The 14,588-nt window shown below is 46.6% G+C and carries 14 protein-coding genes; all 14 read right to left on the bottom strand.

Annotation, left to right across the window (positions count from 1 at the left end):
* Positions 1–6: 6 nt before the first annotated feature.
* The 14 genes from AC3WRW_RS03240 to AC3WRW_RS03305 all read right to left on the bottom strand — a co-directional run bounded on the left by AC3WRW_RS03240 (position 7) and on the right by AC3WRW_RS03305 (position 14,571).
* Positions 7–243, bottom strand: coding sequence for a YlzJ-like family protein (locus tag AC3WRW_RS03240; protein ID WP_171685941.1), 237 nt, complete (start codon positions 241–243; stop codon positions 7–9).
* Positions 240–974 carry a ClpP family protease gene (locus tag AC3WRW_RS03245; RefSeq protein ID WP_492544933.1) on the bottom strand — a complete coding sequence of 245 codons (735 nt, stop codon included), beginning with the start codon at positions 972–974 and terminating at the stop codon, positions 240–242. Before AC3WRW_RS03245 ends, AC3WRW_RS03240 begins: the two co-directional genes overlap by 4 nt.
* Before the next feature lie 180 nt (positions 975–1,154).
* Entirely contained in the window at positions 1,155–2,831 is a 1,677-nt protein-coding gene (locus AC3WRW_RS03250) for a ribonuclease J (protein WP_492544935.1), read from the bottom strand.
* Positions 2,832–2,999: 168 nt separating this feature from the next.
* Positions 3,000–3,863: a 4-hydroxy-tetrahydrodipicolinate synthase gene (gene dapA, locus AC3WRW_RS03255; RefSeq protein WP_171685944.1), complete on the bottom strand. Its 864-nt coding sequence runs from the start codon at positions 3,861–3,863 to the stop codon at positions 3,000–3,002.
* Between the two features lie 26 nt (positions 3,864–3,889).
* The gene (gene dapG, locus AC3WRW_RS03260; protein WP_492544937.1) at positions 3,890–5,107 is read right to left on the bottom strand and encodes an aspartate kinase; all 1,218 of its coding nucleotides are present in this window, start codon (positions 5,105–5,107) and stop codon (positions 3,890–3,892) included.
* A gap of 43 nt (positions 5,108–5,150) precedes the next feature.
* Positions 5,151–6,188 carry an aspartate-semialdehyde dehydrogenase gene (locus AC3WRW_RS03265; protein ID WP_492544939.1) on the bottom strand — a complete coding sequence of 346 codons (1,038 nt, stop codon included), beginning with the start codon at positions 6,186–6,188 and terminating at the stop codon, positions 5,151–5,153.
* 33 nt (positions 6,189–6,221) lie between these two features.
* A complete protein-coding gene (locus AC3WRW_RS03270) occupies positions 6,222–6,815 on the bottom strand; it encodes a dipicolinate synthase subunit B (RefSeq protein WP_171685947.1) in 594 nt (197 codons plus the stop codon).
* Positions 6,812–7,711 carry a dipicolinate synthase subunit DpsA gene (dpsA, locus tag AC3WRW_RS03275; RefSeq protein WP_492544941.1) on the bottom strand — a complete coding sequence of 300 codons (900 nt, stop codon included), beginning with the start codon at positions 7,709–7,711 and terminating at the stop codon, positions 6,812–6,814. Before dpsA ends, AC3WRW_RS03270 begins: the two co-directional genes overlap by 4 nt.
* Before the next feature lie 124 nt (positions 7,712–7,835).
* Positions 7,836–8,291, bottom strand: coding sequence for a dUTP diphosphatase (gene dut, locus AC3WRW_RS03280; protein ID WP_492544943.1), 456 nt, complete (start codon positions 8,289–8,291; stop codon positions 7,836–7,838).
* The gene (locus AC3WRW_RS03285) at positions 8,278–9,534 is read right to left on the bottom strand and encodes a M16 family metallopeptidase (protein ID WP_492544945.1); all 1,257 of its coding nucleotides are present in this window, start codon (positions 9,532–9,534) and stop codon (positions 8,278–8,280) included. Before AC3WRW_RS03285 ends, dut begins: the two co-directional genes overlap by 14 nt.
* A 107-nt stretch (positions 9,535–9,641) precedes the next feature.
* On the bottom strand, positions 9,642–10,670 hold the full coding sequence (locus AC3WRW_RS03290) for a polysaccharide deacetylase family protein (protein ID WP_492544946.1): 1,029 nt from the start codon (positions 10,668–10,670) through the stop codon (positions 9,642–9,644).
* Between the two features lie 164 nt (positions 10,671–10,834).
* On the bottom strand, positions 10,835–12,937 hold the full coding sequence (gene pnp / locus AC3WRW_RS03295; protein WP_492544947.1) for a polyribonucleotide nucleotidyltransferase: 2,103 nt from the start codon (positions 12,935–12,937) through the stop codon (positions 10,835–10,837).
* 262 nt (positions 12,938–13,199) lie between these two features.
* Positions 13,200–13,469, bottom strand: coding sequence for a 30S ribosomal protein S15 (rpsO, locus tag AC3WRW_RS03300; protein ID WP_029195252.1), 270 nt, complete (start codon positions 13,467–13,469; stop codon positions 13,200–13,202).
* Positions 13,470–13,623: 154 nt separating this feature from the next.
* A complete protein-coding gene (locus tag AC3WRW_RS03305) occupies positions 13,624–14,571 on the bottom strand; it encodes a bifunctional riboflavin kinase/FAD synthetase (RefSeq protein ID WP_492544948.1) in 948 nt (315 codons plus the stop codon).
* Positions 14,572–14,588 lie beyond the last annotated feature (17 nt).

The following is a 14,588-nucleotide window of genomic DNA, read 5'->3' on the forward strand; positions in this document are numbered from 1 at the left end:
AGCGCTTTAAGTAAGTGAAGTCTCCGCGACAGGACTGTATGAAATGATCGTGCCGGGGGCATATTGCTCTTTTAAATAATCCTGCGGATTGCAGCTGTACAGCCTGACAATGCGGGCTTGAAAACCGCTAATAGGCTCGATTTGCATCTTTACCCCCCATTGATCAATGTCAATAAATTTCGGCTCATAAGTTTCTGCACCTTCAAAAATTACGTCCATCGGCACCGCGGAATAGTGGATCATTGGACCATTCCACCGCCCATTGCCGCCTTCTTCGCTTCTATGCGCTTATTCAGCTCCCGAATCGCATCGCCGATCCCGCCGACCCGGTCGATCAAACCGTATTTCACAGCGTCTTCCCCGATAACCGTTGTCCCGATATCTCTGGTCAGTTCCCCGGTTTTGAACATTAGCTCTTTAAATTTCTCTTCGGTCACATTGGAATGCTTGGTAACGAATCGCACGACCCGCTCCTGCATTTTATCCAGATATTCAAACGTTTGCGGAACGCCGATAATTAAGCCATTTAATCGAATAGGATGAATCGTCATGGTCGCCGTTTCGGCAATGATGGAATAGTCCGCTGACACCGCAATGGGGACACCGATACTGTGACCTCCGCCAAGTACTAAAGCAATCGACGGCTTCGAAAGCGTCGACACCATCTCGGCGATGGCTAAGCCGGCCTCAACATCGCCACCCACCGTATTTAAAATGATCATGACGCCTTCAATTTTGGGATTCTGCTCAGCAGCCACCAATTGAGGAATCAAGTGCTCATACTTTGTTGTTTTATTCTGAGGAGGGAGTACGATATGACCTTCCACTTGACCGATAATCGTGAGGCAAAAAATATTCGATTCACCCGAAATGGTATTGGTCTGACCTAGCTGCTGAATATTTTCGAGGACTGGATTTTTCTTACCTTCTTCGATTCCCGGTTCCTGCTGTTTCGGCTCTGTTGATGATGCCACAATAATTCCCCCTTCAAATTTGACTCACAAACTGTGCATGTTCAGATCATAATCTCCCCTAGTATGAATAAACTTGGTTGCTTTCATGCATTGTTGCCTATTAAGAAGCAACTGAAAAAAGCTCCCTCCAGTAATGGAGAGAGCTTTGCTATTTGCATAGGTTCAAGTGACTGTTCGAGCCTAGACTTCCATAATAATTGGAAGGATCATTGGTCTTCTTCTGGTTTGTTCATATAAAAAGCGTCCGAGAACATCTTTGACGTTAGTTTTTAAAGATGCCCATTCATTTACATTTTCATTCATTAATTTCGTTAATGTATTCGTAACGATGCGATTGGCTTCTTCCAAGAGGCCCTCTGATTCACGTACATAAACGAATCCGCGGGAAATGATATCCGGTCCGGATAAAATTTTGCCATCTTGTTTGCTGAGCGTAACGACGACAACAAGAATACCGTCCTGAGACAGCAGCTTACGGTCACGCAACACAATGTTGCCTACATCTCCGACGCCCAGTCCATCAATCAGAATGTTGCCGCTTTGAACCTTAGATCCTTTGCGAGCAACACCATTTTGAATTTCTACCGTGTCACCGATATCGCACATAAAAATATCTTCTTTCGCCATACCCACAGACTCTGCAAGGAGACCGTGTTGACGCAGCATGCGATATTCACCGTGAATAGGGATAAAATATTTCGGCTTCATTAAATTGAGCATAAGCTTCAATTCTTCTTGACTGCCGTGACCTGATACGTGAACTCCGGTTACAGAACCCGGACCGTAAATCACGTTAGCTCCGATACGGAATAGTTCATCAACCGTACGACCTACGTCACGTTCATTCCCCGGAATCGGCGTAGCTGCAATAATGACCGTATCACCAGGTAAAATGTCAACTTTACGGTGAGTGGAACGCGCCATTCTTGTCAGCGCTGACATAGGCTCGCCTTGGCTTCCGGTGGATAGAATGACTACCCGATCAGCAGCAAGCTTGTTCACTTCTTCTGGCTCAATCAACATGCCATCCGGAATGTTCAAGTAACCTAATTCGCTTGCAATCGATACCACGTTCACCATGCTTCGACCGATGACGGTAACTTTACGATTCGTTGCTGCCGCTGCATCAAACACCTGTTGTACACGGTGAATGTTAGATGCGAAAGTTGCAATGACGACTCTCTGCTTCGCTTTACGGAATACTTCTTCAATCTCAATGCCCACACTGCGTTCCGAGCCTGTGTAACCAGGACGTTCTGCGTTGGTACTGTCAGAAAGCAAGGCTAGAACGCCTTTCTTCCCGATCTCTGCCATACGGTGCAAATCTGCATATTGATCATTGACAGGCGTTTGATCAAATTTGAAATCGCCTGTATGAACAACGACGCCTTCCGGCGTATCCAGTGCGACACCGACAGAATCAGGGATACTGTGGTTGGTTTTGAAGAATGATGCTGTAATCGTGCCCAGAGAAAGTACGGAATCCGCGTTAATCAGGATCCGGTTTGTCGTACCGAGCAAATTCGCTTCCTTCAGCTTCGCCTCAATGAGTCCCATTGTTAGCTTAGTTGCATACAAAGGAACATTAAGGTGCTTAAGTACATAAGGCAAGCCGCCGATGTGATCTTCATGGCCGTGAGTAATGATAATGCCGCGTACTTTATCCCGATTCTCCGTTAAGTATCCGATATCTGGGATGACAATATCAATTCCGAGCATGTCCTGCTCAGGAAATTTCAAACCACTATCAATGACGATGATATCGTTCGCATACTGAACGCAATACATATTTTTTCCGATTTCGCCCACGCCGCCAAGAGCGAAGATCAAAAGTTTATCAATATTTTTTTTGGACAAGAATATACCTCCTTCTAAGATTGGACGACGAATTTTAAATGAAAAACCGAACTAGTCACTTGCAACCATTATACATGAAAAAAAACTACAAATACAAGTTAATACCGATTACAATAGCTTCCCCAAAAAAAGAAAACCGATGCCGGAGCACCGATTCATTAGGCGTTATCATTCAAAAAGTGATTGGATGAATTGTCCTTCTTGCTCGGATACGCGAACTAACGGAAGTCTTACGCCCCCTGTTTGAACGCCTTTCAGTGCAAGAGCATGCTTAATGGGAGCAGGACTCGGTACACGGAAAATGCCAGTAAATACAGGGTGCAGCTTGCGATGAAGTTCTGCCGCTTGCTGAATGTTACCTTCTAAATAATACTTTACCATAGATTGCATTTCTTTTCCAATCACGTGGCTCGCAACGCTAATAATTCCATGACAGCCAACGGATAGAGCTGGCAGCGCAGAGCTGTCATCTCCGCTGTATACAAGGAATCCAGGGGCTGCATCATTAAGAATACGGGTCAGTTGATCCGTGTTCGCACAATCCTTGGTTGCCACGATATTCGGAATGCGGGAAAGACGAATTGTTGTTTCGGCGTCCAGATTGACACCTGTACGTCCCGGTACATTGTAAAGCATGACAGCTACCTTAACGGATTCAGCCACCGCTTTAAAATGCTCGTACAGCCCTTCTTGCGACGGGCGGTTATAGTAAGGAGCAACGATGAGCAAAGCATCTACTCCGAGGTTCTCAACCTTTTGTGAAAAACGAATGGCATGTGCCGTATCGTTGCTTCCAGTGCCGGCAATAATTTTGCAGCGGCCACGGGCATAGCGAACGGAAAGTTCGATAAGCTTCAGCTTTTCATCGTCTGTTAATGTTGGTGCCTCACCGGTGGTTCCGCAAATTACGAGGCTATCGGATTGCTGTTCTTCGATTAAATAGTTGATAAGCGGTTCTACTTGGTCCCAATTGACTTGTAATTGCTCGTCAAACGGAGTGACCATGGCTGTGATTACTCTTCCAAAATCCACCGATTGCACCTCCTGAGTTTCATACTTCATTTATTTAAACTAAATTTATGATGTAACGCTTTAACCGATCTAATCATATCTTCGCCTTGAACAAGCACCCAAATTGTCGTATTCGAATCGGCTGATTGCAAGATCCGTATGTCCTCTACAGTTAAAGCTTCTACAATTTGCGCCATAATTCCCGGCACACCGTTCATGCCTCCGCCGATGACGGAAACTTTCGCACATCCCCTCAAAGCTTGCGGCTCATAGCCGTGACTTCTCAGGAGTTTGACAGCGCGCTCCGCCTCGTGATCGAAGACGGTATAAACGACGGCCGATGCATTCACACTAATAAAATCTACACTGATCTGATTTTGCGCCATCGTCTTGAAAACACGAAGCTGCAAATCAAACTGCCCCTCGACGGCAGCAACATGAATTTGCGTAATATTCGTGAAATGAGCAATACCGGTAACAAAGCGGTCTTTCACTTGATTCAATTCATGCGAAAGACTGTCCGATGCCGTTACCAAAGTTCCTGGTTCCTTCGTGAACGTAGAGCGAACCCGAATCGGAATATTGGCGTGCATCGCCACTTCAACGGCACGCGGATGAATGACTTTCGCTCCATTGTGCGCCATATTGCAAATTTCGGCAAAACTTACGCGAACAAGCGGTTTAGCGTCCTCGACAATTCTTGGATCCGCTGTCATTATCCCATTCACATCGGTGAAAATATCGACAATATCGGCCTTCAAAGCTGCACCCAGCGCAGTCGCCGAAGTATCGCTGCCTCCGCGTCCCAGTGTCGTCAACTCATCGGCGCTTGTTTTCCCTTGAAATCCGGTAACAATCACAACCAGATCTTGTTCCAATAATTCTAAGATACGGTTAGGCTGCATGGCAACAATCTTGGCGTTGCCATGATCGTCATTCGTAACAATGCCGGCTTGCCCACCCGTCAAAACTGTAGAACGGATGCCCCTCGATTGCAATAAGCTGCACAAATGCACCGCAGAGATAAGTTCCCCGCAGCCAAGCAGCATATCGAGTTCCCGCGCCGGCAGTCCCTCCCCGTTCTGGCGAACGAGGTCCAGGAGCGTGTCAGTCGCGTAGGGTTCCCCTTTACGTCCCATCGCTGAAACGACAACGACTAATTTGTAATCATCGATTAGTGCATCTTGAATATGTCCAATAACGTGTTCTCTGGCTTGTGCGGTGGAAAGCGAGGTACCTCCGAATTTCTGTACAAGGATTCGCATAGGTTTCCCCCATATTAACTGCAACTAGATCGCAGTATGCTGATTACTGTTCTATAGCAATATATTCAGCAATTTGCACAGCATTCCAAGCAGCGCCTTTGAGGAGATTGTCAGAAACAATCCACATATTCAGTGCTTTTGGGTTGCTCAAATCGCGGCGAACGCGACCAACGAAGGTTTCCAGCTTGCCTGCCGCATCTGTCGCTAGCGGATATTGCTGCTCGGCAGGATTGTCAAGTAATACGATCCCGGGAGCATCAGCAAGCAAAGTCTTCACTTCTTCTACGTCGAAATCTTCCTTCAATTCCACGTAGACAGACTCGGAATGCCCATAAACAACTGGGATACGCACGCAAGTTGCGGTCACTTCAATGGATTCGTCGCCCATAATTTTTTTCGTTTCAAGAATCATTTTCATTTCTTCGTTCGTAAAGCCGTTATCGAGAAATTTGTCGATTTGCGGGATGGCATTAAATGCGATTTGGTGTTTCACAGGCAAAGAGCCTACTGGCAAAATGTCCGGATTCGCATCGTTTCCGGCAAGTACCTCTTGGGATTGTCTTAACATTTCTTGAATGGCTTTGGAACCCGCTCCAGAAACGGCTTGATACGTCGATACGATGATACGGGAAATGCCATAGCGGTCGTATAAAGGCTTCAAGGCAGCAACCATTTGAATCGTAGAGCAGTTCGGATTCGCAATGATTCCCTTGTGCTCGTTGATTTTGTCTATATTGACTTCTGGAACGACCAAAGGAGTATCCGCGTCCATCCGGTATGCACTTGTGTTATCTATGCAAATCGTACCCGCTTTAACGGCATGCGGAGCTAACGCTTTAGACACGTCGCCGCCAGCGCTAAACAAAGCAATATCAACACCCTCAAAGCTATCGGGTCCGGCTTCTTGAACCGTTACTTCTTCACCTTTGAATGCAATCTTCGCGCCCGCCGAACGAGCGGAGGAAAGTAATTTCAATTCCTTGATGGGGAAATTCCGTTCTTCTAATAGTCGGATAATTTGCTCGCCTACTGCGCCAGTAGCACCGACGACGGCAACGTTAAAAAGCTTCTGGTTGGACATGAGCTGGTCTCTCCCCTTCAAGATTTATCTATATTAGTATTGAAATCTCTCAATAATCATGGGCTGTAACTGTTTGCCTTCCAGTGCGGATTCACATGCTTCCATAATCAAGTCCATACGAGCTACCAACGAATTTGGCTTAGCTCCAGGCGCATCTTGACCAAAAGGAACAAAATAAATGTTCTTCGTAATCAAAAGCTTCGCAATATTCATCGCATTTAAGCCCAGTCCGTCATTAGTTGAAATAGCAAGAACAAGAGGACGCAAGTTCCTCATTTGCGCTTTGGCTGCCATTAATACAGGACTTTCCGTCATTGCATTTGCAAGTTTACTAGTCGTATTCCCTGTGCAAGGCGCAATAACCATCACATCAAGCAGCTTGGATGGACCCAGCGGTTCTGCATCTACAATCGTGGAGATGATGTTGTTGCCTGTTATTTCCTTAATTTGCTGCTGCCAATCCGCCGATTTGCCGAAACGTGTATCTGTTGTCATGACCGTATTAGAGACAATCGGAATGACACGGGCACCCGCATCTACAAATCTCTTAATCTGAGGCATAACTTCTTCCAGCGTACAATGAGAACCAGTTAACGCGTAGCCGACCGTTTTTCCTTCCCAATTCATTCCACAACGCTCCTGTCTTTAAAGTCTTCCTCGATCAGCTGACTGAGTGTGTTCGCCATGATGCGGCCAGCTGTTTTGGGGGCGACGATGCCAGGTAAACCGGGCGCGAGCATCGCTTTGATGCCTCTTTTCTCGGCAAATCGGAAATCCGTTCCGCCGGGTTTGGAAGCCAAATCGATGATGAGCGCGCGATGTGGGATATTGGTAATAACTTGCGCTGTGACTATCATAGTCGGAATTGTGTTAAAAAGCAAGTCAATATTCCCCACTTCCGGATACAAGTCTTTCGTATAAAATGGCTGAAAACCCATCTCCCACGCCCTTGCAAAATGCTCCGCTTTCCTTACCCCTACCTTAACGGTAGCGCCTAAACCCTGCAGTGTTTTGGCCATCGTGAAACCCGTACGGCCAAAGCCTAAAACCATGCATACAGAACCGTGGATCGTAATATCTGTGTTCTGTATCGCCATCATCAGAGCGCCCTCAGCGGTCGGAATTGAATTATATATCGCGACATCGTCCCGATCGAATAATTCCACAACCTCTATCTCCTGTGCGGCGCAAAGTTTTTTCAAGTAACTTTTGGCCATTCCTGTGTACACTTTGGCATGCTTCGGGAGCGAAGAAATATGAACGTCCGTTAGTTTCAACTCTTCGCTTGAGAAGATAGATTCCACTTGTCCCGAATCATCCGTACCTACGGCCGGCAAAATAAGGACATCAATGGCTTGAAGCAGCGCAGGATCCAGCTTGGAGTTAGATACACCGCTAAACTGCCTGCCGAGATTGTCAAAGCCGAATAATGTCACCGACGCATCAAGCTCAGTAAATTTCTGAATTACTTCAAGCTGCCGGGCGTCTCCACCCATGAAAGCAACCGAAATCCCAGTAAGCATTGTTTGCTTACACCCCTTTCTCGGTCCGTTTCGATACGTTATAATATGCGTTCGCCTAAAGATGGGTGCCTCTCCTTTAAGAAACAAAAAAGAACCCCTTTTCAGAGGTTCTTCCATCTTCTTCTTATCGACCGGTATGACCGAAACCGCCGGCTCCCCGCTCTGTTTCCGTGAGTTCATCAACTTCCGTTAATTCAATTTGCGGCACAAGCTGAAAGACCATTTGCGCAATGCGATCATTTCGCTGGATCGTGAATGCTTCCTGCCCGAGGTTGATCAACAGCACTTTGACTTCTCCCCTGTAATCGGCATCGATCGTTCCAGGCGAATTCAGCGTTGTAATGCCGTATTTGAAGGCTAACCCGCTTCGCGGCCTGATTTGCGCTTCCAGCTCCGGCGGCATGCTCAGGGCAAAACCGGTCGGGATAAGTTGACGTTCTCCTGGAGCAAGAACAACAGGCTCGCTTACAGCAGCATGAAGATCAAACCCGCTTGCTGCCGCGGACATTTTCTGAGGCAAGAGAATATCCTCTTGCCCGGATACGCGTTTTATTTGGACATCAAACTTAGAGAGAGACAAGCTGATCCCTCCTGAAGCTGCCGATAACGTCATCTGAATTCCCGACCATCGATAGAGCGAAAGGCGTCGAGAATAATGTCTTGGTTAGCGCTTGAATATGTTCCATTTGAACGCTGTCTATGCGCTCAAGCATTTCGTCCAAACTGTAATGTTTTCCAGTCATCAGCTCGTTTTTCCCGAAACGGTTCATGCGGCTGCTCGTACTCTCAAGGCTTAGAATCAAACTGCCCTTCAGCTGTTCTTTCCCTTTCTTCAACTCGGACTCCAGCATGCCTTTCACCGCGATATCATGCAGCAGCTCCATCGTAACTTTCAGCACTTCTTCCGTTTGTTTCGGGGCAGTGCCGGTATAAATGGTAAAGAGGCCGCTATCGATATGGGAAGAGTGATAGGAATACACGGAGTAGGCTAAGCCGCGCTTCTCACGGATTTCCTGAAAGAGTCTGGAACTCATGCCGCCGCCTATGGCGTTGTTCAGCAGCACCATCGGGTACAGATTCTCCTCTTGAAGCGATAGTCCGGGAAGCGAGAGACAGATATGATTCTGCTCTGTTTTTTTCGCATGGAAAATGAGTTCTCCCAGGAAATCCGGTGCATCGTAGTTGGTTTCAATGCCTGCTTGAGCGAAACCGCCAAAATGCTTCTCGATCAGTTCACGAACGCTATCGTCAATATTGCCGGCAATGCTCAGCACTGTATTTTCCGTATTATAATGCTTCTTCATATAATTGCGAAGATCATCCGAATTCATCTTGGATAAATTCTCTTCGGTCCCAAGAATCGTATAGCCTAACGGATGAGTGCCATAAGAGGCTTTCGCCAACAAATCATGGACCAAATCGTCAGGCGTATCTTCGTACATGGAAATTTCTTCGTAAATGACTCCCTTTTCTTTCTCCAACTCCCCTTCATCAAAAGCAGAGTTGAAAAACATATCCGAAAGCACATCCATCGCCAGCGGCAAATGCTCATCGAGCACTTTGGCATAGTAACACGTATACTCTTTGGAGGTAAATGCATTGACATTCCCGCCAATTCCGTCAAAGATCTCGGCAATATCTTTGGCTGAGTGACGCTCCGTTCCCTTGAACAGCATATGTTCAATAAAATGCGAAATGCCGTTTTGTTCTTGAGACTCATTACGCGAGCCCGTTTTCACCCAAATTCCGAACGTAACCGATCGAAAAGTAGGGATTTGTTCCATAACCACTCTCAAGCCATTATGTAAGCGATATTTGATCACTAAGTTTCCTCCTCAAAATGAAGCCCCGTAAAGTCCCATTTCCAAATTATACTTCCTCAGTCTAACAAAAATGTGCGGGCGACTCAACTTTACAGCATGACCGCCCATTAGTTGACCATTTGGCCGGCCTCTGCAACCCGTTTCGATGAAAGCATTTCCGAAACCGTGCCGATGGCTAATCCTTTATTCTTGATGATTCGAATCATTCCGGGCAATGCATCTCGGGATGATGGCGTTGGATGCATCAAAATGAGCGATCCTGGCTCCACATTTGCCGATAGCCGCTGCAGTATGCGATCCGCCCCCGGATTTTTCCAATCAATCGTATCAAACGTCCATAGGACTGTCTTCAATTTAAACTCAGCGGCTACTTGAACCGTTTCTTGCTTGAAATAACCCGATGGCGGCGCAAAAAGCGTGTTGTTCACGCCTAACTGCTGTTTCAGAAGCTGCTCAGTTTTGGAGATTTCCTCCACTGCTTTACTGCGGGTAACATTCCTCATGTCTTTATGCGAATAAGCATGATTGGACAGTTCGTGTCCTTCGCTCTGAATTTTTTTGGCCATTTCGACGTTCTTGTTCAGCCATGACCCATCCAGAAAAAAAGTGGCATGTACGTTTTCTTTGCGAAGCGTCTCTAAAATGCTCGGTATATATTCATTCCCCCATGCAACGTTGATCATGAATGAAACCATCGGCTTTTTGGGGTTGCCTTTATAGATCGGGTTTGGACCTAAATCTTCCAACTGAATGCTAGGGGGCACTTCTTTCATCACATAATTAATTTTGCCTGGAGTCAATCTGTGTTCGGCAAGCTTAAGGGTTTCCTCGATATCGACTTCAAGTCCGTTATAACCGGGGATGGCTTTCCAAACAGGATCTAATTTGGCATTGACAGGAGCAATTTTGCGCTTTTCCGCTTCTTTGGTTATCGTCTCTAATAAATTATCGTTTCCAATAGGCCCGGATGCGAAAACCGGAAGCGCTTCCTGATCCTCCCAATCCTTCCCCACTAGATAGGGACTTTGCCCTTGTTTTATGGTTTGGATATAAACACCTACATTAGGGATAGAATCTAAGACAAGCATAACCATAGCAAAAAAACTTCCTAGAAGAAGCCACTTCTTGTAGTGCATAGACAGGTCCCCCTTATCCTCATGTCCTGAGTGTATGCAGGAAGGGACAAGAGTAGAACGAGGCATGTCCGTGATTGTCTGAAAAAGCAAAAAAGAGACAGATAGATCTGACTCTTTATCCATAGCTGCTAATATGAAAAAGGGACTTCACAAGTCACTCGGCTCTAAGTTTGAGCCGGGACTTGCGAAGTTAATGTTGCTTTGCGGGACAGATTAACTCGTCCTTGTTGGTCAATCTCGGTCACTTTCACCGTGATTTGATCGCCGACGTTAACGACATCTTCCACTTTCGCTACGCGTTCAGTGGAGATTTGAGAAATATGAACCAGTCCTTCTTTACCTGGCAAAATCTCAACGAATGCTCCGAATTTCTCTACGCGCTTCACTGTGCCGAGGTACGTTTCTCCAACAATCACTTCACGCACAATGCCTTCGATGATGGAACGCGCTTTCTCGTTCATCGCTTGATTGGATGAAGCAATGAACACACGGCCGTCTTGTTCGATATCGATTTTTACGCCGGTTTCCTCAATGATTTTGTTGATGATTTTGCCGCCTGCTCCGATAACATCACGGATTTTATCAGGGTTAATGTTCATCGTCAAAATTTTCGGTGCGTATTCGGACAACGTTTTCTTAGGCTCAGCAATGCGGGAAACCATTTTGCTTAGAATGTGCATGCGGCCTTCTTTGGCTTGCTGCAAAGACTGCTGCAAAATGCTGCGGTCGATCCCGTCGATTTTGATGTCCATTTGAAGCGCTGTAATACCTTGTGCCGTACCGGCAACTTTGAAGTCCATATCGCCAAGATGATCTTCCATCCCTTGAATATCGGACAAAATGGAGAAATGGTCTCCGTCTTTAATCAGCCCCATCGCAATACCCGCAACCGGTGCTTTGATCGGCACGCCGGCATCCATAAGCGCTAATGTGCTTGCGCAAATACTTGCTTGGGATGTCGAGCCGTTGGATTCCAGAACTTCTGATACTAGACGAATCGTGTAAGGGAAATCGGTTTCGTTCGGGATGATCGGCTCCAGAGCTCTCTCCCCAAGCGCACCATGTCCGATTTCACGGCGACCCGGCGGACGAAGCGGTCTTGCTTCCCCTACGGAGAACGGCGGGAAATTGTAGTGATGCATGAATCGTTTCGTTTCTGTAAGATCCAAGCCATCCAGGATTTGAACATCGCCTAATGCGCCTAGTGTACATACGCTTAGCGCTTGCGTCTGACCGCGTGTGAACAAACCGGAACCGTGAGTACGCGGCAGCAAATCGATATCGCAGTCAATTGCACGGATTTCCTCTAATTTACGTCCATCCGGTCTTACTTTATCGTGTGTAATCAAGCGGCGGACTTCTTCTTTAACGATATCATAAAGCGTTTCTTTCACATCGCCTAACAACTCAGGCGTCTCAGCATACAAAGCTGTAAAATGTTCCACGGCTTCTGCATTTACAATATCAATCGCTTCTTGTCTAGCATGCTTCTCGGAAATTTTGATGGCATCGACTAATCTAGCCTGTGCGAATTCGCGAACGGCTTTGCTGACATCAGCGTCTACCGCATGGAGTTTAACTTCCATTTTCGGCTTGCCGGCGATTTCAACCAATTCTTCAATGACAGCGACAATTTTGCGGATTTCATCATGTCCGAACATAATGGCTTCCAGCACAACGTCCTCAGACACTTCATTTGCGCCTGCTTCAACCATCATGATGGCGTCTTTCGTACCCGCCACTGTTAAGTGCAGATCGCTTTTCTCAGCTGTCTCTCCCGTTGGGTTGACAACAAACTGGCCGTCAACACGACCGACAATAACGCCGCCGACAGGTCCGTTGAAAGGAACGTCGGAAATGGCAAGCGCCGCGGAAGTCCCGATCATGGCTGCAATTTCCGGCGGACACTCTTGATCCACGCTCATAACCATGGAAACGATTTGAACGTCATTGCGGAATCCTTCCGGGAAAAGCGGACGAATCGGGCGATCCGTCAGACGGCTGGCCAGAATAGCCTTTTCGCTCGGACGGCCTTCACGCTTAATAAATCCGCCTGGAATTTTACCTACAGAGTATAGTCTCTCTTCATAGTTAACGGTTAACGGAAAGAAATCCAAATCTTTCGGTCCGCTGGATGCCGTAACTGTACTAAGCACAACCGTGTCGCCGTAGCGAACGGTTACTGCCGCATTGGCTTGTTTGGCTAGTCGGCCCGTTTCAAGAATGAACGGTTTGCCGCCAAGTTCCATTTGTACCCTTTTCTCCATAATATCCTCCTAAAGAATGTTCATATTCGTTATGTGTTGTGATACGCATACACAAAAGGAAGGTCAGTGACCTCAACATGCCGACTCCGTATGTATCCAAAGAATGCCTTGAGCTGGAGTCATCCTCTATTTCTGCGTAGTGTCTAGTATTTCCTTCTTTTTCCGTTTTAAAAATACAAGAAAAAGCAACCTCGTTGCCACTCTCTGCGCAAGCTTTATCAAGCCCAGCAAAGGAGCAACAGGTTGCTTCTCATTGTCGGTTTTATCGACGCAAACCAAGCTTTTCGATCAAAGCACTGTAACGGCTCACATCTTTGTTCTTCACGTATGCTAGCAGCTTACGGCGTTGTCCAACCATTTTAAGCAAACCACGACGGGAGTGGTGATCTTTCTTGTGCGTACGAAGGTGGTTCGTAAGGTTTACAATGTTCTCAGTAAGGATTGCTACTTGTACCTCAGGTGAACCCGTATCGGTGTCGTGTACCTTGTGAGTTTGAATCAGTTGTGTTTTGCGCTCTTGTGTTAATGCCATGATTGTTCATCTCCTAAATTCTATTGTATCCCCGTAAGCCTAGAAATCGCCGATGATAGCGTGTATCCAAGCTTAGGTTCATGCCAATGGGAATGTTCCTTGGGCAACGTTAACCAGTATATCATACTCGCACAGTAGAAGTAAATGCTTGTTTCTATTCGTGCGAAGATAGTTTATTTTTTGCCGTTTCTGCATCGACCTTAATTTGCGCAATCAGCTCATCGATCGACGAAAACTTCCGCTCAGGACGGAGAAAAGCAATAATTTCGACTTTCATATGCTCGCCATAGATTTGCTCGGAAAAATCGAATAAATGGGCCTCAAACGAAGGTTTCAACTCTCCGGTTGCGAATGTCGGCTTCACGCCGATGTTCATGACACCTTTATACGTTTCCCCTTTGACCGAGGCTTTAATCGCATAAACACCATTTGTCGGGATGACATAGGCCTCATCCAATTGAAGATTAGCCGTTGGGAACCCTAACAGTCTTCCCCGCTTTTCGCCATCCACCACGATGCCGCTAATGCTGTAGGGACGACCGAGAAGTCTGGTCACTGTGTCAATATTCCCTGACTGCAACGATTCACGAATGAGTGTGGAGCTTACTTTTTCGCCGTCCATTTGAAAGGGTCTCACCACTTCCACAGAAAATTTCCCATGACTCAGTTCACAAAGCGTATCCGGATTCCCTTTGCCTTGATAGCCGAATGTAAAATCAAAACCGCAAATCACACTGTTGACGCCAAGCTGATCCAATACTTGATCCACGAACAGTTCCGGAGAAAGCCGCATGAGCGAAGCATCGAACGTAACAATGTAGGCATGACTGACACCCAGCGAGGCAAATATATCCATCTTCTCTTTCATTGGTGTCAAGAGATCCATGTACTTATCCTGCCCCATTACCGCTCTTGGATGAGGGTAGAAGGTCATGATGGCCGTTGGCAGACCAAGCTTCTTAGCCGTAAGCAAGGCTCGCCCGATGACCTCTTGGTGTCCCAAATGTACACCGTCGAAATCACCAATGGCCACAACCTGCTCTCCAACAAACACTTGCGGAGAATCAAAATCAATGGGATATGATATGGGTATTATTTGCATATAAGTTCGTTTCACCT

The organism is Paenibacillus sp. FW126-R14 (assembly GCF_058789495.1).